Source organism: Aquimarina sp. MMG016, from assembly GCF_018100805.1.
Taxonomy (GTDB): domain Bacteria; phylum Bacteroidota; class Bacteroidia; order Flavobacteriales; family Flavobacteriaceae; genus Aquimarina.
Genome location: NZ_JAGJEA010000002.1, coordinates 478260 through 496778 on the forward strand (window position 1 = coordinate 478260; position 18519 = coordinate 496778).

The window sequence follows — 18519 nt, forward strand, 5'->3', positions numbered from 1 at the left end:
TATGATGTATCTATAAATAATGTACAGTATTTTGCTTTCTAAAAGATTGACAAACTAATTATGTAAATTTTTAGTACGGGTATATTCATTTACTGATATAATTATATATTTGGTTTTTTGTAAATAAAATCCAATCATTATTTTGAAATATTCTTACCTACTTATTTGTTTTTTAACGATTCAAAGTATCTGTGCACAGGATTATGTAGATCTGGTTAAAGTCGATTATGGAAACTTATTTAATGCTGGGTTCGAAAATAATGATGCGACAACCAATGTTACTTCATTGAATGTAAATATTACATACCCAATAAAATTAGATGATAATTTTGCCATTCTTACAGGAATAGATTTTACACAACAAGGGCTAGATCTTTTTCCTAATGGTGATCAGTTTACATTACATTCTATTCGATTGAAAGTAGGGTTGAATATCAAACATAGTGACCGATGGTCGGGGACATATCTTTTCTTACCTAAAATAGCAAGCGAAAAATTGCACACAGATGATAATTATCTTTTTTACGGCGGATTAGCCATATTAAAATATCAAAAAAGTGAGAAGCTACAATATCGTATTGGTGCTTATTTGAGCAGTGAAGGGTTTGGTATATTAACGACCCCTATACTAGGATTGTATTATCTTAGTGAGCAGAAAAAATGGGAAATGACTGCTAATTTACCCATTAATGCAGATGTAAATTATCGTTTTAATCCATCTACTGCAATAGGTTTTGGTTTTCAAGCACCAGTGACATCCTATAGCTTAGAAAAAGAAGAAGGTAATCCTCAATTGTACACCCAATCCTCAGTAATAGAATTTGGACCTTATTTCCAGCAGAGCTTTCTACAACAAAGTATTTTATTACGTTTACAAGCTGGTTATTCTAGTGTTTCGTACGAGGTTTTTGAGGAGGGAGATACATTGCCAATTCGCTTATCCGCTTTTGAGTTTGACGATGATCGTAACCGTCTTAACCCTGAAATGATAGGTAATTTATTTGTAAAGGTTGGAGCAGTTTATCGTTTTAATTTATAAGGAATAGATTTTCTGAGTTTACATTAAAAACTACAATACCTATTACATACCGATCCGAGTAAAAAAATCTATTTTATAAGTATCTCCAATAGGAATTCTAATATCAGAAATGATGATTTTACTTCGCTGAATGGTATTAATATTTCTAAGATTTACGATATAAGAACGATGTACGCGTATAAAGTTCTCTTCGGGTAATTTTGATAGAATATCTTTAAAGGTCATTAAGGTAAGTATTGGTTTTTCTCCTACAGTATATATTTTTAGATAATCTTTTAAACCCTGCACATATAGAATATCATTTAATCTAATTTGTATAGTATCATAATCTGACTTTACAAAAATAAATTGATCAGTAGTAGAACTTGAGGTAATACCTGTAACTTCTTTTGAATCAGGTTTTTGGCCTCCTTTTCTTAGCTCAAAAATTTCCTTAGCACGATTAACAGCTTTAACAAACCTGGGAAAAGGGATAGGTTTTACCAAATAATCAACGGCATTCATCTCAAAACCTTCTAAAGCATATTGAGAATATGCCGTGGTGAAAATAAAAAGTGGTTTATGTTCTAAGGTCTTAATAAAATCTATGCCATTGATCTGTGGCATTTCTATATCAGAAAACACCAGGTCTACTTTTCCATCACTTAATAAAGGAATAGCGTCCAAAGCATTGATATACGACCCTACAATTTCCAGGGTACCTATATCTTCGCAATAAGATTTGATAATTCCTAATGCCAGTGGTTCGTCGTCAATGATGATACATTTCATGATTTACCTTGTTAAATTTATTCCAAAATAAGCTCCAGTTCCACAATATACCTAGCATTTTCTTCTTTAATCTCCAGGGTATGTGAATCAGGGTACAACAACTCTAATCGATTTTGGATATTAGATAATCCAACACCAGAACTATCTTTGTTCTTACGATATACTCCGATTACATTACTAACTTTAAACATCAGGTTGTTTTCAATAATTTGTATTTTGATATCAATATCTGTAACACCTTTAAAATCGGTACCATACTTAAAAGCATTTTCGATAAAAGATATCAATAACAATGGATATATCTTTTTCTTTTCATATTGTCCTTTTATAGAAATCTTGACATCTTCACTATTGGAAAGCCTGAGGCGCTGTAATGTTACATAGTTCTTAATATACTCAATTTCTTTGATCAAGGGTACAATTTCTTGATTAGCTTCATAGAGCATATAGCGCATAAGTTCTGATAGCGTTAATACAGCTTCTGGTGCATCATTAGATTTGTTACGTACCAGAGAGTATACACTATTTAAAGAATTAAATAAGAAATGTGGATTTAATTGAGCTTTAAGAAACTGAAGTTCAGTTTCTGTGCGTTGTGCTTCAGTTTCTTTGGACACTTTATCTCGTTTATAAAAATCTACCATTAAACAGAAAATACCACCTAATAAGAAAAAAGCAAAAGAAAAAACACTTCTCATAATGTACTTAATATTTCTAATAGGAGGGAAGCCATCTCTTACCTGAAGAATATCTTCAAGCCTGTCAAATGGAGTTAAAAAAGGAATAGAGTTTGCCATATAATTGAAGATGACCAAAAAACCGATAGAAGATAGTATATAAATAAAAATTTTCTTTTTTAGCAAGAGCTTAGGAGCTAGAAAAGAATAGTTTGCATAAAAAACAATAGGGTTTAAAAAAATTTGCATTAAAAAATTGGGTTCTAACTTCCCGGATTGAGTAAAAGAAGTAGCCAAAGGAAATGATAATAAACACCCCCATGAAATGAGATGTATCCATACTTCTTTTATTCGAAATGTTTTTTTCAAACTATTCTTTTTTCTATACACACTCTTAATATAACTAATTTTCAAAATAAATGTTACGACTTTGTAATTCAATCCTGGTAATTGCAGGCATTGTTTTTTGTTCTAATTTTTGTACCACCAACTTTCCAATTTTTTCTGCGTCTGTTCTAGTCCTGAAATATTGATTACCGGATACTCCAGGAATATTATACTGTTTAATTAATAATTGATTACCATTATATATTTCATAGTACCAGCCGTTTTGATCAGAAAGCTCCTTCACTTTTATTGAATATGTAGACAAATCAACTTTCTTTATTTCATGTTTTATAAAAGAATTAATTAGTAATACACCTAATAGAATTGTACTAAAAATCATGATATAGTTGATTACCTTTTTCATTATATATAAGTTTAGGAGCTATCTGAATTCAAACAAACAAAAGACACATTAATCATCTTCATTTTCTATTTCAAAAGGAAAGAATTCCCAGTTGTCATCGAGATATAATGTTCCACTTCTTCCTAATGCTACAAAAGCTCTGCTGTCGTTATAAAATGAGATGGCATCGCGTCTTGTAAAACCTTCAAAAGAAGTTTTCTCTTCCCAAAAATCCGTATCAGGGTTATACTCCCATACCGAATTGGCTATTCCGACTCCAGTATCTCCACAGGCAATATAACCTCTGTTACCAATACTAAAACCTGTAGCATTACTGCGCCTTACATCATAATCATCTGTGTCAAGATCTGTAAGAGGTGACCATACTTCTGTATTTATATCAAATACCCAAAAATCATCTTGATTAATACCGTTAGATACACCTGTACCCATATATACTTTATCTTCAATAGTAAAAGAAGTAGCATCTCGTCTTTTACTTCCTCCAAACCCTACTAATTCTATCCAATCATCAGCGATGGGATCATATTTCCAGAAATCTTTTTTATCATTATCTCCATCAAATCCTGTACCCACGTATCCTGATGTGTCGGAGCTAAATGCTACAGCTCCTCTTCTCGCTGTTCCTTCAAAAGAAGTTATTGGAGCCCATTCATTTAGGGCAGGGTCATATTTATAAAAATCCCCTAACTCATTATCTCCATCAAAACCAAGTCCTATATAACCTTCATTAGCAATGGTAAATGCCACCGCAGAGCTGCGAGGGCTTTGAGTTTGATCTACAGATATAGATGCAAAATCAGCCAATTGACGCCAGAAATTGCCTTCAATATCATATACCCAAAAATCAGAAAGATAGTCATCACCATCAAAGCCCGTACCCATATATCCAAGATTATCAATAGTAAATGAAACAGCACTACTACGAGGAGTTCCATCAAATACAGAACGATTTACCCAGTTACCTAATTTATCATCTTCGTCATCATCACTAGAACAAGAGGTTATCATTATAAATGAGCATAGAATTATACCTATCTCAAGGTGTTTTAGCAATAATGGCTTGCGTCTTTTATTTGTTTTTTTCATTCTTTCTTTTATTTAAATTAAACTTTAAACCCATTGATATGAATATTGAGCTGTCAGCTTCGAAATCATATATATCATTGTTGTTTTGATCTAATATTTTTAGTTCATTCCAAGGAGAGTATCCTGCACGAATCACTGTGGTCCAATTCGGTTGAATACGATATTTATATGCTACACCAATATCTAGCGTATTATATTGTAGCTTAGTATTAGTATGGGTGCCGATATCAGGAAATGTAACCTGGGATGAAATATTTCCAAATACCCCATTAAAAAAAGCATTTGCAGATACCTTATGCCTGATATTAGGTTGATAGGTAATCCCGCTTTCCGGAAAGCCTATAAAGTAGTTCCACTTATTTATTTTATACCTAAAAGAAATCACCGGAATTATTCTCGGCCTTCCAAATTGAGTTCCATAACCAGCTCCAAAATTTAGTATAGAAAAATTATTTGCATTGCCCCATTTCTTTGATCCTGTGATCATAGCATTTATAATAATATCCTCATTACTAATACCATCTTCTAAGTTAGATTGAATAGTAGGAGACATCATTAAGTTTATATACCATGAATTAGTAATAGTATGTTGATAAAAGAGATTTGTACTTATCACATGCAGGTTTTCATAAGAATATGGATCAAAAGGCACTGTGCTTGTGGCATACATAAACTCATGATAGGTATAGGATAGACCATAGCTTAACATCCCGTTAGGTAACTTAGTTCTATAGCCGGCATTAACCTGATATTTCTGTACACTTGTTTCTCCAATTCCGGGAATCGTTGTATACTCAATACCAGCGATTTCATTATTAAATTCCGGCATCTGAGACCAAAGTATATTGGTTATGCCAAATGCGAAAATGATATGTAAAAAATGGCGATCCATTTATTATTTTTTGATAAAAGTATTCTGGTATTGGAGGGAGGAGAAATAAAATATACAGATATCATATCTTCATAGACAGAATAGATTATTTTGTCTATCAATCATTTTTCAGGGTATTAGTAGCAAAAAAACACAGATTGGTCTATATGATCTATGGTTAAGTATAATATAGTTTCATAAGGTATTATAGCCTATTTCTTTTGTTAGAGAAATCTGATAAAAATGAAACCCACAATACACATACTTTTAATATTAATACTACTAATATCATGTGCCGAAAGAGATGATATACCTACGTTAGAAGTAGGTCAGGATTTTACAGATTCTGATGTTAGAATCATATCCATAGATAGTTTTACGGTAGAATTATCTACGTATAAATTCGACAGTATCAATACTTCATCTACCAATAGAATTTTAATAGGCCAGTATAAAGACGAAATATTTGGGGTTACACGAGCAGAAAGTTATATGGAATTAACTTCTACAAACTATTCAATTCCGGATGATGCAGAATTAGATAGTATAGCTTTGATATTAAACTACGATAGATATTTTTATAATGACACTACCAAAATTTCCTCAATACAAGTACATTTATTAAAAGACGAACTACGTCCGGAAGATGATGTATTTTATAATACTAGCAGAGAGGTGTTCGAAGAAATACCCGTAGCAAGTAAAAACTTCTTTCCTGAACCGACAGATGAGGATTCTTTGCACATTTCTATCCCCATAGAAGTTGGACGACTTGTTTTTGAACAGATACAAGATAATATCATTAATGATAATGAAGAATTAAGGAATGAATTCAAAGGTTTTTCTCTACAACCGGCTCCAGATGACGATTCTTCTATCATTGGGTTTACCATAAACAATGCAGAAACCTATTTATGTTTTTTTTATACAATTCCGGGAGAGTTTGGAGATGAAGAAGAAACATTTGATTTGGGTATAAATTTTAATGAGACATTTCCGACTTTTTTTAATCGTATACAAAGTAATACAGAAGGGACTTTTTTTGAGAACTTAATTGATCAGGAAATAAACTTATCATCCTCAGAATCCAACAACAGAAGTTATATTCAGGCTGGAGTAGGGATGGTGACTCGTATTCAATTTCCTACGATAAAGAATATTTTCGAAATTCCGGGAACAGGAACCATTCTGGACGCAACACTACGAATTAAACCACCTCCACAAACTTTCTCTGATCTTCGACCAATTCGAGACTCGCTTGTAGTGGTAATAGCCGATCAAAATAATGAGTTAGGTGATCAGCTTTTTAATGGAGAAGGGCTTGTTTTTGCCAATATTAATGAAGAAGACAAGGAGTTTAATGAAATAGCTTATGAAATACCGGTGGGCGTGTACCTGGAAGATGAATTATCAGAAAGCCCTGAAAATGATAACTCAATTGTCATTTTTAATCAAAATTTTAACAATACCGTAGACAGAATTGTTCTGGAGGGAGAAAGCAGCAGTGATTTTGAAGCCCAACTAATAGTTACTTATGCCATTTATGATGAATAATACACATAAACTTTTATTAATTTTTATCATAACTATGAGCACTGTAGCCTATTCGCAGACTAATAATCTAACAGGATCTCCATATTCTTTATTTGGATTAGGAGTACAGTCTAATTCTAATATCGGTAGAAATAGTGCTTTAGGAAATGGAGGTTTAGCACTGGGCAGTGATAGGATGATTAACAACCTTAATCCGGCTTCATTTGCAACAATTCCAAAGAGTAGTTTTTTATTCGATATAGGTTTTTTGGGCGAATTAAATACAGTATCCAATAATAATAGAGATGAAAATAGAATAGCAGCTAATTTTTCAAATTTAGCTCTAGCCTTTAGTGTAAATGATAAATCTGGAATGGGAATATCAATAGTCCCTTTTACAGATGTAGGGTATGCTTTAATTGGTATCGAAAGTAATGTAGAAGGATCCCAAGATAATTTTGTGAGTAATATCACCGGATCAGGAGGACTTAACGATTTAAGGCTTAATTATGGATATCAATTATATGATGGTTTCAGAATTGGGGTAAGAACTTCTTTTTTGTTTGGTACTATTGCCGAAAACGAACAAGTATTAATTGGGGATACTTTTCTAAATATTGATGAAGATAATTTTTACAATGGGTTCAGATTCGGGGTAGGTTTTCAATATGACATAAACAATAAATATACTATAGGATTTACCACAGATTTACCCACCAGATTAGATGGGACAAAAGATCGTTTTATTACCAAAACATTGGATGCAATACTTACCGAAGAGGTCAATGAAAGTGGATTAGATATAAACACATTCAAGTTGCCTATGGAAATTGGTTTAGGAATAGGTGCCAAACCCATTAGCGGATTAACAGTTAACATGGATTATAAAAGAAACTTATGGGGTAATACGGATCAAAGAGACAATATTGGCCAGTTTACCGATCAGTCGATTTTTAGTATAGGCGCACAATATCGTGCGAGAGAGATTGGATTAAAATATTGGCAAAATATAGAATTCAGAGCAGGGTTTAATTATGATTCGGGGTATTTAAAAGTAAATAATCAAACGATAGACAACTATAGTTTTAGTGTAGGTTTAGGAATACCAATAAGTAATAGAGGGTCTTCTATGCTAAATATATCATATAATTCTGGTAGGAGAGGAGTGGTAGAAGGAATTCTGGTAGAAGAAAATTTCAGTTTGATCAATATCAACCTTAGTCTGAAAGATATTTGGTTTAGAAAAATAAAGTTTAATTAAAAGAATGAAAAGTATGGTTGCAGAAGCAAAAATTATCGGAATTACTTTAATCGTTTTATTATTTACGATGGCAACAAAACAAGAAAGCGAGAAAGCAATCGCCATGGCAAAATATCAAACAGATAGAATGAACACAGCATTAGAACTCGATGAAGAGCAAAGTCAAAATGTAGCTTCAATAAATCTCAAGTATGCAAAAAAGATGAATAACCTTATGGAAACAGGAGGGAACATGTTTAGCAAAATGGGGGATATGAAAAAAATTAAGAAAGGAAAGAATAAAGAACTGAAAAAAGTATTGACTCATGAACAAATGGAAAAATATGAAGAAGAGCTAGAGCCGGAGTTTAGAAAGTATTTTAGGAATCAGATGAACAAATAAAAAGAAAGGTTAGTACTTTTATTGCGTCTAATTGAAGATAATTTACGAGTGCATTATGATATTATGACTAAAACTAATAATAGCGATAATACTTCATTGGGTGAATTTGCCACTGTAGATAGTTGTAGTCTAAAAGGCCACTTACGTTGTGTATACACTACAGGTAAAGAAGTATATCGCGATGGTCGTAATGGAAAAAGCACAAAACATTGGTGGACCATGTCATACATTGGCAGAGCTTGTACAAGACAATGGGGAAAACGTGCAGGGATATTGTATGAAGCACTCTTCGCAATACCACATTATATAGGCATATTTATTGGTAATCTGGTAGGTTATTTTGTTTTTTTGATCTTCGGACCTCAGAATAAAACTTCGTAATACTTTAGTTCTGTTAATATTTGTTAAAAACTTGTTTTCTGTTTCTCCATAAAATGTAATTTCTTTGTCATCGGAAAAAACAAAATGTATTGGAAACACAGGAACCTGTAAAACTTAAGACGTATACTCGCAATAATTTTTTTAATAAAACCTATTGTGTTTTTAGAGGAGCTTCTTTAAGAGAAATATCTAGAAGAAAACCTAATTATCGCAGTGAATCAGGTAGTACTTATTACTATACTAAACTTGGGGTATATCGTCTGGCTAATCATTGGGGACGTGCAGCTAAGTGTAATTGGAGACTGATTTCAGATTTTCCTGCAGAGATTGATGACTTAAGATTAGGTTTTGCGGAGTGGACAGATTTTAGAGAAAACCTGGATAAAGATGTAGATGCTTACTACATATCAGTAGATTTTGAGATTAAAAAAGTAAGCTACAAACACAAAGATAACCCCGAATATGATCAGGTAGCTGTATTACGTTCTGCAGATGCTACAAGAAAACTGATCAAACAGATCAAAAACCTTTTAGAAACTCATAAATGGGCCAAATATTATGATTATGATGACTTGGATGAATTCAGAGAAGAGGTTATCACCCGTTTGATAAATAGTAATATTACTTTAAACGAGTTGAGGAGGGAGCTTGTATAATCTATCTAATAAGCAGAATTCTATTTTCTTTTAATATTAGTAGAGTTCCACTTGTATAAAATGATGTATCTATGAAAATTATTATCTAGAAAACAAGCCAGATATAGCTAAAATAAAATATGCATATTTATCAGGAGTGCGTAATGAAGCAGCAATAGATAGGTCATTAAAAGGATCTAAATTAAAATCATCTCGATAGACATCACGATTCTGCTCTAAAATACCAAACCCGAGAATAGTATGACATAATTCATGAATAATTGTATGCACCTGTTGTCTTTGTGTTGTGAAATCAAAAAAACTTGGGCAAATATGAATATTGGTATCTATTCCTCCGGGATTATACCCATTATCATTCCAATCATATGTTCCATTATACGAATACGCTTCATTTCTAAAATTACGAGGGCCACATTGACCAGAATCTGTGGTGTGATCTTCATAAACAATATCATGACCATCAATATCCGCAGCATGCCATTGTGCTTCGTACCTTGGAGAATGAAGTTTTAAACTATGTAACTTTCTAAGTATGACATTGCAATCCCTGGCATATACCTGTCTTACATTTATATTGCTTCTATCATTTCTAACGGTAAAAAAAAATGTATCATACAATGCATTTTCAATCATTCTACTATGCTGAGATGAATTAGAATTCATATAGCTATGAAATCTAAAATATCCTATACGGCATGCTCTGACTGCACGATCTCTAGCAACCCTTACTTGTCTGAATTGTTCTCTTGTAAAATCTGGCATTTATTCTCTTTTTGTTATTAACAAGATACTTAATATCAGTGTATTAAGCAAATAGAGTATTATTCTGGCATCACCACATAAGTATCATCTCCTTGGACTTTAGGAAACCCTTTATTTTTCCACTTTTCTTTGGCGGCTTCTATTTTATCTTTACTATGTGAAACAAAATTCCAGTAAATGTGTCGTTCTTCTTCAAAAGGTTTTCCCCCGAATAATAAAATATGGGAATTTGGTTCCAAAATAACATTACATGTATCTTCAACTTTAGAGACCAACATATTACCTTGTTCAATTGTGTTTTCACAAGCTTGTATGCTTCCTTCTACAATACAAATACCAATTTCACCTTGTAACTCTCCTTTTAGTTGTAATTCATAGCGTTCAGGACTTTTAACTTCTACCATAAATAATTCTGAATGCACGGGTAGAGGAGAAGTTTTTCCATATCCTTGTCCTGCAACCAATCTAAACTCGGTATTGTTTTCTTTCCAGCTTGGTAAAATCTCAGCATCAATATGATGAAACTCCGGGTCTATATCTTCTAATTCTTTAGGTAATGCAACCCATATTTGATATCCGTGCGCGGTAAATTCAGAACCGTCTCTCATATCCCTGGGTGTTCTTTCTGTATGTGTAACTCCTTTTCCGGCAACCATCCAATTTACAGAGCCCGGAGAAATACGTTGATGAGTACCTATACTATCTTCGTGCATTAATTCACCTTCCAGCATATAGGTTAATGTAGATAAACCAATGTGCGGATGTTGATCAACGTCCATATAATGCCCTTTTTTTATCATAGTCGGCCCCATATGATCTATAAAAATAAATGGTCCTACCATTCTTTTTTTTCGAAATGGAATTAGCCTACCCACCAGAAAATCGCCAATATCACGACTTCTTTCTTCAATAATTAAACCTTCATTGGACATAAAAATTGATTTTTAACGTTTCTAACTTCTAAAGTACTGTTTTATATACTGAAATACGTTAAATAATTATTAACCAAGAATAGGTTTACAGGAAAGTACAGATAATAAATTCAGATAGTATACTTTTAATTTATTTACTATCTTTTCGCAACTTTAAAACTAATCAACCCAAACCTACATATGGAAATTTTTTCTTCTTATAACCTAATCATCGAGATTTCAATAGTTTTAATTTTATCATTTATCTTCAATGGTATTGCAAAAAAGACTAATGTCCCGGCAGTATTAATGCTAATAATATTGGGAATAATCATTCAGTATGGGATAAAGGCTTATGGAGGAGATGCTGACCAATTTGGCCCTATATTAGAAATTTTAGGAATTGTAGGTTTAATAATGATCGTATTGGAAGCTGCTCTTGAGCTAGAACTAAAGAGCGAAAAACTCATGCCAATTCTAAAATCTATGGCAGTCGCTCTGGTAGGATTAGTAGCTTCAACGTTTATTGCTGCGGTAATCCTAAAAGCCTTAATAGACGGTATGACTATGCAGTCTGCTTGGTTATATGCTACACCGTTATCTATATTATCAAGTGCAATAATTATCCCTAGTGTTTCGGCTCTTAAAGAATCTAAAAAAGAATTTCATGTATATGAAAGTACCTTTTCTGATATTCTGGGTATTATGTTGTTTTATTTTCTTACAGGAAGATTAAATCCAGCAGAAGACTCCGGAGTCGGAGGTTTTTTATTAAACCTGATTCTGACCATAGTAATTTCTTTAGTAGCTAGTTATGCTATTATTTTGATCTTTCAGAAAATAAAAAGCCAGGTAAAGCTATTTCTTTTGATTGCTGTATTATTGCTATTGTATGCATTAGGAAAGAAAATGCATTTATCATCGCTTATTATTATTTTAATTTTTGGATTGGTGATTGCCAATATGAAATTATTCTTCCAAGGTCAACTTAGGCAATATCTGGATTTTGAAAAAGCAAAATCTATTTATCACGAATTACATGTGATTACGGCAGAAACTGCTTTTGTTGTTCGTACATTATTCTTTGTGATTTTTGGTATAACTATAGTACTTTCCTCTTTGTTAAGCTGGAAAGTTACTTTAATCAGTATACTTATATTAATTTCGATTTATGGAATACGATATGGTATATTGCGCCTTTTTTATGGAAAAGATATTTTTCCGCAACTATTCATTGCTCCCAGAGGATTGATTACGGTATTATTATTTTATGCCATTCCTGCAGAAGCGGTTATAGAAGGTTTTGAACCTGGAATATTATTATTTGTAATTATAGGTACCAGTTTGATTATGACAGGTGGAATGATACGGGATAAAAAACTAAATCCGGTTGCTATTGAAGAAACGATCGAGGAGGAGGAATCTATAGAAGAGACAGAATATTTTATAAATAATACAACGGACTTAAGCGATATTGAAGATAATTTACCATCTAATGATCACTAAATAAACTATGAAAAGATTACATCGATTAACCGGAATACTTGTCAAGCTGCAATCTAAAAAAATTGTGCTTGCTGCAGAATTAGCTGATAAATTTGATGTTAGTCTTCGTACCATCTATAGAGATATTAGTGCCTTGATAGATGCGGGAGTACCTATTGGTTCAGAAGCCGGGATAGGTTATTTTTTAGTCGATGGATATACACTTCCTCCAATTATGTTTACTGAAAAAGAAGCTAATGCACTCATAACCGCATCTAAAATTATCGAGACTAATAATGATCAATCTTTAATTCATGATTATCAGGAAGTAGTTGAAAAAGTAAAAGCGGTACTTAAAACTTCTCAGAAAGAAAAATTAGAGATTCTGGAACAACGTATGATTACTTGGGATCCTAGAGAAAAACCACATAGCAACACCTTACCGGTTATCCAACAAGCAATTACTGACCTTAGAGTATTAGAGATTGAATATACTGCAGCTAGTAATGCGTATACAAAAAGATTAGTAGAGCCTTTAGGTGTATATTTTACTTCAAGTATTTGGGTGATGATTGCTTATTGTCGATTACGAAAAGACTATAGGCAATTTAGAACCGATAGGATTTTACAGCTACATGAAACCCAAGAACTGTTTCCACCAAAACAATTTACACTAGAAGATTATTTTAGTAAATATTCTGAGTGGTAATTTTTGGAAGTATATATTTGATTCTAATAATTATATAAAAATCCCTTTTGTTTTCGGCAAAAGGGATTCATAAATCATATTACCAACTACAACTAATTAAAGGATATCTTACTTGCATAAGAATCTTTGGCAGTACCTGTAATAACAATAATAGAAGCATTACCTTCCTTATCAATTCGTAACGTTGCTATATCAGTCAAAAATTGAGCAGAAGCAATATCATGCTCTCCTTTTGTTCCTTTTGCAAATTCAAGATCTTCTGTCCAGTAATTCATAAAAAAATCTATGATTAAACCTTTATTACCTTCAAAAATTACTTTAGTACTGATAAGTTTTCCTGTAGATAACTTATCATAGTATAGTTTATAAGAGATTTTTCTCTTTTTTAGGTTACCAGAAGCACTACTTTGGTGTACCCATTGCTGACAATTCGTTCCACATGCTACATATTTTGCATCCCACTTGGTTTTAGCCTGAATAAAAGCTTGCACCATCTTTATTCCAGGTGTATAATCTATTTGATCACCGGTAGTATTAGTAAGTAACCATTGCTTATCGTGTGATGCTGCAGCAGAAATATCTTCCTCTGAATAATGGGTTTGTGCATAAAAAGTAATAGGAAGAAATAATAAGAATAGTAAAGTTTTTTTCATAAGCCTTTGATTTATATAAATTTATGATCTAAAATTTACGATTTTTTTCCCGGTTTTTAGTAAAAAAACACACTTAATTATTAACCTATTATCAACGGTATAGCTTTGCGGAAATATAAAAGCTGTATTCATTACGATTTGTTAGCCAAAAAGCTGAGGATAAATGTTCCTCCATTTTTATACAAATATATAGATGGTTAGAAACCTAGTTACATTCCCTATATTTGTTATTATACTTTTGAATATAAGATAAGTTAGACAAATTGTTCCGTAATACTAAAACCAAGACCTTGTATTGATAGTAATCTTGGCTATTGAATATTATGTTTTATCGTCTTAGGTGATTTCAAACAAATTTATTAAGCAATTGAAGAACTTGTTCTGGATCTTTAATCTGGTACTTTGCATTAGTTTTATCTAATCCGACCTTAATGGTATATGCCCAATCTGGAGCTTCTTCAAACATATATTCATCAGTCCAATCATCACCAATTACAGTAATAAAGTCATAATCTTGCTGCATAAGTACTCGACTCATTGCTCTACCTTTATTAACATTGCTACTTTTTATTTCAATAACCTTGTTGCCTTTTAATACAGAAAGGTCATTATTAGCAACCATACTCGTTAATACAGTATTTAATTCAATAGTACGTATTTTTGCAAGTTCAGGATCTGCCATTCTATAATGCCATGCCAGAGAAAAGTTTTTAGTTTCAATAAAGGTGCCTGGCGTTCTATCAACAAAGGTCTCTAAAATGGGGTAAATATTTTTCATCCATTCTGTTTTTAGACGTTCTAAGGCTATCCATTCCTTATTTTGATAAAGCCAAACCCCGTGATCTGTCACTAAATCATAGTTTTTATGTCCAAACCATTTCTGAAAAGTCTCTTTATCTCTTCCGCTAATTAATACCAATGTTGTGTTTTCTTCCTCTTGTATCTTATCCAAAAGATTGTAAAGATGATCATCGGGTTTTGCATCTTGCGGATTATCTTTAAAACCTACCAAAGTACCATCATAATCCAAAAGCATTAATTTTTTCTTTTTTTGATGATAATCACTCATCAATTTTTTCTCATAATCACCCGTTAGCTTTTTAGCCATAATAGCTCCTTTTAGCTGTTTGGTGTCATCCAAAGATTTTAAAAACTCCTTTGCCCATTTTTCTACGTTATATCGTTTTAAACGCTTCTGTAAAAACTTCATACGTTTTTGTTGTTCGTGCAAAGGCATGGATAATGCTCTCTTTAGATTATGAGCAAAGTCTTCAAAGCTATTTGGATTTATAAGTAAAGCTTCATTCATTTCTTTTGATGCACCGGCCATTTCGCTTAAAATCAATACACCGTCATTTTTAGTTCGTGTAGCAACATATTCTTTGGCAACCAAATTCATTCCGTCTCTTATCGGGGTAATAAGTGCCACATCAGAAGATATGTATAGGTCAATTAAGTCATCAAAGGGTAACGATCTGTAAAAATACCAAATAGGTGTCCAGCTTACAGTTGCAAATTTACCATTGATACGACCAACCAACTCATCTGTTTCGCGCTTTAACTTTTGATACTGCGGAACATTAGAGCGTGAAGGAACTGCTAACATAACTAATCTTACTTTTTCTTGATATTCGGGAAACTTATCTAAAAAATATTCAAAAGCTTTTATTCTATTTGGAATACCTTTGGTATAATCCATTCGATCAATTGACAAAATAAGTTTTTTATCTTCAGAAATATGTTCGTGTAATCTTTGATAAAGTTCAGAATTTTCTTTGGGCTTACCACTATGTTCAAGAGCAGCATTATAAAATTTATCATAATCAATCCCCATAGGAAACGAATCTACTTTGATAAGCCTGTCCTGATAACTTATTTGATTAAAATTAACATCTAATCTTAAAATTCGTTGGACAGAACTCAAAAAGTGACGTTCATAGTCATAAGTGTGGAATCCTAATAAATCAGCACCAAGCATACCACTAAGGATTTCTTTACGCCAAGGAAAGGTTCTGAAAATCTCATAAGATGGAAAAGGTATGTGTAAAAAGAAACCTATCGTTGTGTTGGGTTTTTTCTCTTTAATAAGTTGAGGCAATAGCAACAATTGATAATCGTGTACCCAAACTGTATCGCCTTCTTCAATGTTTTCTAATATTACTTCTGCAAACTTTTGATTTACCCGTTTGTAGGCCTCCCATTCCTGTTGTTCGAATCCGGTATACTCCATGAAATAATGGAACAATGGCCATAATGCTTTATTACTAAACCCTTCATAGTACTCCTCAATATCTTTTGAGGTTAAGGGTACAGAAACGCATTTCTCTTTTTGTATTGCTGCAGTTACCTTATTATAAAGGTTTGTATCTAATTCTTCTTCCGGAATACCGGACCAACCTATCCAGATACCGTTTCCTTCTGCGTGAACAGATTTCATTCCTGTTGCTAATCCTCCAACGCTCGGAGTTATTTTTAGTGAATCTTCATTTATAGAAACTTGTAATGGTAGACGGTTAGAAACAATTATTGTTTTATTCATATAATGATTTGCTTGAACGAGTATGATTTTGTTAATTTAAAGAAAAATTAGTGAGTTACCCACTTTAAAAAGAAAAGATTTTGATGAATAATCTAGATTATGGAATTATTGGAAACTGCAGAAGTGCTGCTCTGGTTTCTAAAGAAGGCTCTATAGATTGGTGTTGTTTGCCTCAATTTGATTCGCCAACTGTTTTTGGTAAGCTACTAGATAAAAATATTGGTGGTTCATTTGGCTTCGAAGTAGATGATAGCTATACCATCAAGCAACGTTATGTAGAAAATACAGTGATTTTGGTTACTACTTTTAGTAATGGTTTGGATACTTTTGAAATAAGAGATTTTATGCCACGATATTACAAGGAAAATGGTAATTATCATTCTCCACCAGAATTTATTAGATATATCAAATATATTTCTGGAAAACCGAGTATAAAAGTTATTTATGACCCTAAGTTAGAATATGCCAAAGGTGTTACCAATACCTATATAAAAAATGATTTTGTGGTCAGCTTAACTACAAATGAAGCTTTTGACACTCTGTTTTTATATACAGATTTAGATAAAAAAGCAATTGTTGATGGGCTGGATATAACAATTACTTCTGACCATTTTTTCTTGGTAGGGTATAATGAAAAATTATTTGTCCCTGATCTAAAGAAAGCGTTATTAGAATATGAACGTACAAAGATATACTGGTTAAATTGGATGGAACGCACCCCAAGTTATAAACGTTATAACGATTATATAGCTCGCAGTGCGATGACTTTAAAATTATTGAGCTATGACAAATCAGGTGCGATTTTGGCTGCAGCTACTACATCTTTACCCGAGACTATAGGAGAAGTTCGAAATTGGGATTATCGTTTTTGTTGGATTCGCGATGCTTCTATGGTAGTCAAAGTGATATCACAACTGGGACATAAGAATATTGCAAAACGATATTTGGAATTCATCATCAATTTGATATCAGATAAAGATGAAAAACTTCAGATCATGTATGGAATTAATGGAGAGAAGGAGTTAACTGAAGAATTTTTAGATCATTTATCTGGGTATGAAAACTCAAATCCTGTAAGAATTGGAAATGCAGCTTATAAACAAAAGCAAAACGATATTTATGGGATTCTGATGGATGTGATTCATCAATTACTATTAAATTTTAATAATGATATCGACAATGGTGAAGAGCTGTGGAGCATTACAAAGGGAATCGTTTGGGTTGTAAACAAACACTGGCAAGAACCTGACAAAGGCATCTGGGAGTTTAGGTCTGAAGATCAACACTTTACTTTTTCCAAAGTATTATGCTGGACAGCTGTTGATAAAGCAATAAAAGTGGCTAAAATGTTAGGTAAAACATCCAAGTTAGCTCGCTGGCAATTGCTAGAAGAAACAATACGACAAGATATTATGGAACATGCCTGGAGCAATTCTGCACAAGCATTTACACAAGCATATGGTTCTGACGATTTAGATGCTTCTGTTTTATTGATGGAATCATATGGTTTTATAGATGCTAAACATCCAAAGTATGTAAGTACTGTAAAAGCCATTGAACGTGAGTTATCCAACGATGGTTTGTTGTACAGATATAAAAACAAGGATGATTTTGGTTTGCCATCATCTTCGTTTACCATTTGCACATTTTGGTTTATTAATAGTCTATATAAAATAGGAGAAGAGCAAAAAGCAGTCGAACAGTTTGAAAAATTATTATCTTATAGTAATCATCTGGGACTTTTTAGTGAAGACCTAGATTTTCAAACAAAACGTCTATTAGGAAACTTTCCTCAGGCGTATTCGCATTTGGCATTGATTGAAACCGCAATCAACTTGTCTAAAGTCACAGAAGAGGAAAAAATTAGAGATATATTGTCGTAAGACTTATATACATCATATTTTTCTGATTTTTTTTCTTGGATTAAACTAAATCCTTGAACAAATAGACCTTTTTTGATTATACGAGAATAGAGTGTGGTTAACATCTGTGTATATCGTTTTTCAGTATTATATGCCTTTTTTAAACTTATTTTTCAAAAGGTTGAAA

18 protein-coding genes are annotated in these 18519 nt (G+C 32.5%); 9 read left to right on the top strand and 9 right to left on the bottom strand.

Translation table 11 applies throughout. The annotated features are described in order from the left end of the window. Positions 1-142: 142 nt before the first annotated feature. Positions 143-1039 carry a DUF6268 family outer membrane beta-barrel protein gene (locus tag J8M14_RS05090; RefSeq protein WP_211073497.1) on the top strand — a complete coding sequence of 299 codons (897 nt, stop codon included), beginning with the start codon at positions 143-145 and terminating at the stop codon, positions 1037-1039. Positions 1040-1081: 42 nt separating this feature from the next. Here J8M14_RS05090 and J8M14_RS05095 read toward each other — a convergent pair whose 3' ends face one another. The 5 genes from J8M14_RS05095 to J8M14_RS05115 are packed head-to-tail and all read right to left on the bottom strand — an operon-like array spanning position 1082 to position 5219. Continuing rightward, positions 1082-1810 (bottom strand): LytTR family DNA-binding domain-containing protein, encoded by a 729-nt coding sequence (locus J8M14_RS05095; RefSeq protein WP_211073498.1) that lies wholly within the window; start codon positions 1808-1810, stop codon positions 1082-1084. 17 nt (positions 1811-1827) lie between these two features. Further along, positions 1828-2856, bottom strand: a complete 1029-nt coding sequence (locus J8M14_RS05100) for a histidine kinase (protein ID WP_211073499.1) — start codon at positions 2854-2856, stop codon at positions 1828-1830. Between the two features lie 34 nt (positions 2857-2890). Further along, positions 2891-3238, bottom strand: coding sequence for a DUF4907 domain-containing protein (locus tag J8M14_RS05105; RefSeq protein WP_211073500.1), 348 nt, complete (start codon positions 3236-3238; stop codon positions 2891-2893). A gap of 48 nt (positions 3239-3286) precedes the next feature. Next, positions 3287-4327 (bottom strand): kelch repeat-containing protein, encoded by a 1041-nt coding sequence (locus J8M14_RS05110; RefSeq protein ID WP_211073501.1) that lies wholly within the window; start codon positions 4325-4327, stop codon positions 3287-3289. Next, complete coding sequence (locus J8M14_RS05115) at positions 4311-5219, bottom strand: DUF6268 family outer membrane beta-barrel protein (RefSeq protein ID WP_211073502.1); 909 nt, start codon at positions 5217-5219, stop codon at positions 4311-4313. Before J8M14_RS05115 ends, J8M14_RS05110 begins: the two co-directional genes overlap by 17 nt. A 222-nt stretch (positions 5220-5441) precedes the next feature. Between J8M14_RS05115 and J8M14_RS05120 the strand changes: the two genes are divergently transcribed. The 5 genes from J8M14_RS05120 to J8M14_RS05140 all read left to right on the top strand — a co-directional run bounded on the left by J8M14_RS05120 (position 5442) and on the right by J8M14_RS05140 (position 9411). Further along, complete coding sequence (locus J8M14_RS05120; RefSeq protein WP_211073503.1) at positions 5442-6752, top strand: DUF4270 family protein; 1311 nt, start codon at positions 5442-5444, stop codon at positions 6750-6752. A 34-nt stretch (positions 6753-6786) separates the two neighbouring features. Continuing rightward, entirely contained in the window at positions 6787-7992 is a 1206-nt protein-coding gene (locus J8M14_RS05125) for a hypothetical protein (protein ID WP_211073504.1), read from the top strand. A gap of 4 nt (positions 7993-7996) precedes the next feature. After that, entirely contained in the window at positions 7997-8374 is a 378-nt protein-coding gene (locus J8M14_RS05130; protein ID WP_211073505.1) for a hypothetical protein, read from the top strand. A 21-nt stretch (positions 8375-8395) separates the two neighbouring features. After that, positions 8396-8755, top strand: coding sequence for a hypothetical protein (locus tag J8M14_RS05135; protein WP_211073506.1), 360 nt, complete (start codon positions 8396-8398; stop codon positions 8753-8755). Positions 8756-8844: 89 nt separating this feature from the next. After that, a complete protein-coding gene (locus J8M14_RS05140) occupies positions 8845-9411 on the top strand; it encodes a hypothetical protein (protein ID WP_247672551.1) in 567 nt (188 codons plus the stop codon). An 81-nt stretch (positions 9412-9492) separates the two neighbouring features. Here J8M14_RS05140 and J8M14_RS05145 read toward each other — a convergent pair whose 3' ends face one another. Both J8M14_RS05145 and J8M14_RS05150 read right to left on the bottom strand, forming a co-directional pair. Continuing rightward, entirely contained in the window at positions 9493-10173 is a 681-nt protein-coding gene (locus tag J8M14_RS05145) for a hypothetical protein (protein ID WP_211073507.1), read from the bottom strand. A 59-nt stretch (positions 10174-10232) separates the two neighbouring features. Then, positions 10233-11105 carry a pirin family protein gene (locus tag J8M14_RS05150; protein WP_211073508.1) on the bottom strand — a complete coding sequence of 291 codons (873 nt, stop codon included), beginning with the start codon at positions 11103-11105 and terminating at the stop codon, positions 10233-10235. Between the two features lie 180 nt (positions 11106-11285). Between J8M14_RS05150 and J8M14_RS05155 the strand changes: the two genes are divergently transcribed. Further along, entirely contained in the window at positions 11286-12590 is a 1305-nt protein-coding gene (locus tag J8M14_RS05155; protein ID WP_211073509.1) for a cation:proton antiporter, read from the top strand. Between the two features lie 7 nt (positions 12591-12597). Then, positions 12598-13278 (top strand): YafY family protein, encoded by a 681-nt coding sequence (locus J8M14_RS05160; protein ID WP_211073510.1) that lies wholly within the window; start codon positions 12598-12600, stop codon positions 13276-13278. 92 nt (positions 13279-13370) lie between these two features. Here the strand turns inward: J8M14_RS05160 and J8M14_RS05165 are convergent, their stop codons facing one another. After that, entirely contained in the window at positions 13371-13931 is a 561-nt protein-coding gene (locus tag J8M14_RS05165; RefSeq protein ID WP_211073511.1) for a hypothetical protein, read from the bottom strand. 346 nt (positions 13932-14277) lie between these two features. Continuing rightward, positions 14278-16470 carry a bifunctional alpha,alpha-trehalose-phosphate synthase (UDP-forming)/trehalose-phosphatase gene (locus J8M14_RS05170; protein WP_211073512.1) on the bottom strand — a complete coding sequence of 731 codons (2193 nt, stop codon included), beginning with the start codon at positions 16468-16470 and terminating at the stop codon, positions 14278-14280. Between the two features lie 83 nt (positions 16471-16553). Here J8M14_RS05170 and J8M14_RS05175 point away from each other — a divergent pair, with 83 nt between their 5' ends. Continuing rightward, entirely contained in the window at positions 16554-18353 is a 1800-nt protein-coding gene (locus tag J8M14_RS05175; RefSeq protein WP_211073513.1) for a glycoside hydrolase family 15 protein, read from the top strand. The last annotated feature ends 166 nt before the right edge of the window (positions 18354-18519 follow it).

Bases quoted from the DNA above. Each gene is read 5' to 3' on its own strand.
- J8M14_RS05095 (WP_211073498.1), bottom strand. From the start codon at position 1,810: ATGAAATGTATCATCATTGACGACGAACCACTGGCATTAGGAATTATC.
- J8M14_RS05105 (WP_211073500.1), bottom strand. From the start codon at position 3,238: ATGAAAAAGGTAATCAACTATATCATGATTTTTAGTACAATTCTATTA.
- J8M14_RS05110 (WP_211073501.1), bottom strand. From the start codon at position 4,327: ATGAAAAAAACAAATAAAAGACGCAAGCCATTATTGCTAAAACACCTT.
- J8M14_RS05115 (WP_211073502.1), bottom strand. From the start codon at position 5,219: ATGGATCGCCATTTTTTACATATCATTTTCGCATTTGGCATAACCAAT.
- J8M14_RS05120 (WP_211073503.1), top strand. From the start codon at position 5,442: ATGAAACCCACAATACACATACTTTTAATATTAATACTACTAATATCA.
- J8M14_RS05125 (WP_211073504.1), top strand. From the start codon at position 6,787: ATGAGCACTGTAGCCTATTCGCAGACTAATAATCTAACAGGATCTCCA.
- J8M14_RS05130 (WP_211073505.1), top strand. From the start codon at position 7,997: ATGAAAAGTATGGTTGCAGAAGCAAAAATTATCGGAATTACTTTAATC.
- J8M14_RS05145 (WP_211073507.1), bottom strand. From the start codon at position 10,173: ATGCCAGATTTTACAAGAGAACAATTCAGACAAGTAAGGGTTGCTAGA.
- J8M14_RS05150 (WP_211073508.1), bottom strand. From the start codon at position 11,105: ATGTCCAATGAAGGTTTAATTATTGAAGAAAGAAGTCGTGATATTGGC.
- J8M14_RS05155 (WP_211073509.1), top strand. From the start codon at position 11,286: ATGGAAATTTTTTCTTCTTATAACCTAATCATCGAGATTTCAATAGTT.
- J8M14_RS05160 (WP_211073510.1), top strand. From the start codon at position 12,598: ATGAAAAGATTACATCGATTAACCGGAATACTTGTCAAGCTGCAATCT.
- J8M14_RS05165 (WP_211073511.1), bottom strand. From the start codon at position 13,931: ATGAAAAAAACTTTACTATTCTTATTATTTCTTCCTATTACTTTTTAT.
- J8M14_RS05170 (WP_211073512.1), bottom strand. From the start codon at position 16,470: ATGAATAAAACAATAATTGTTTCTAACCGTCTACCATTACAAGTTTCT.
- J8M14_RS05175 (WP_211073513.1), top strand. From the start codon at position 16,554: ATGAATAATCTAGATTATGGAATTATTGGAAACTGCAGAAGTGCTGCT.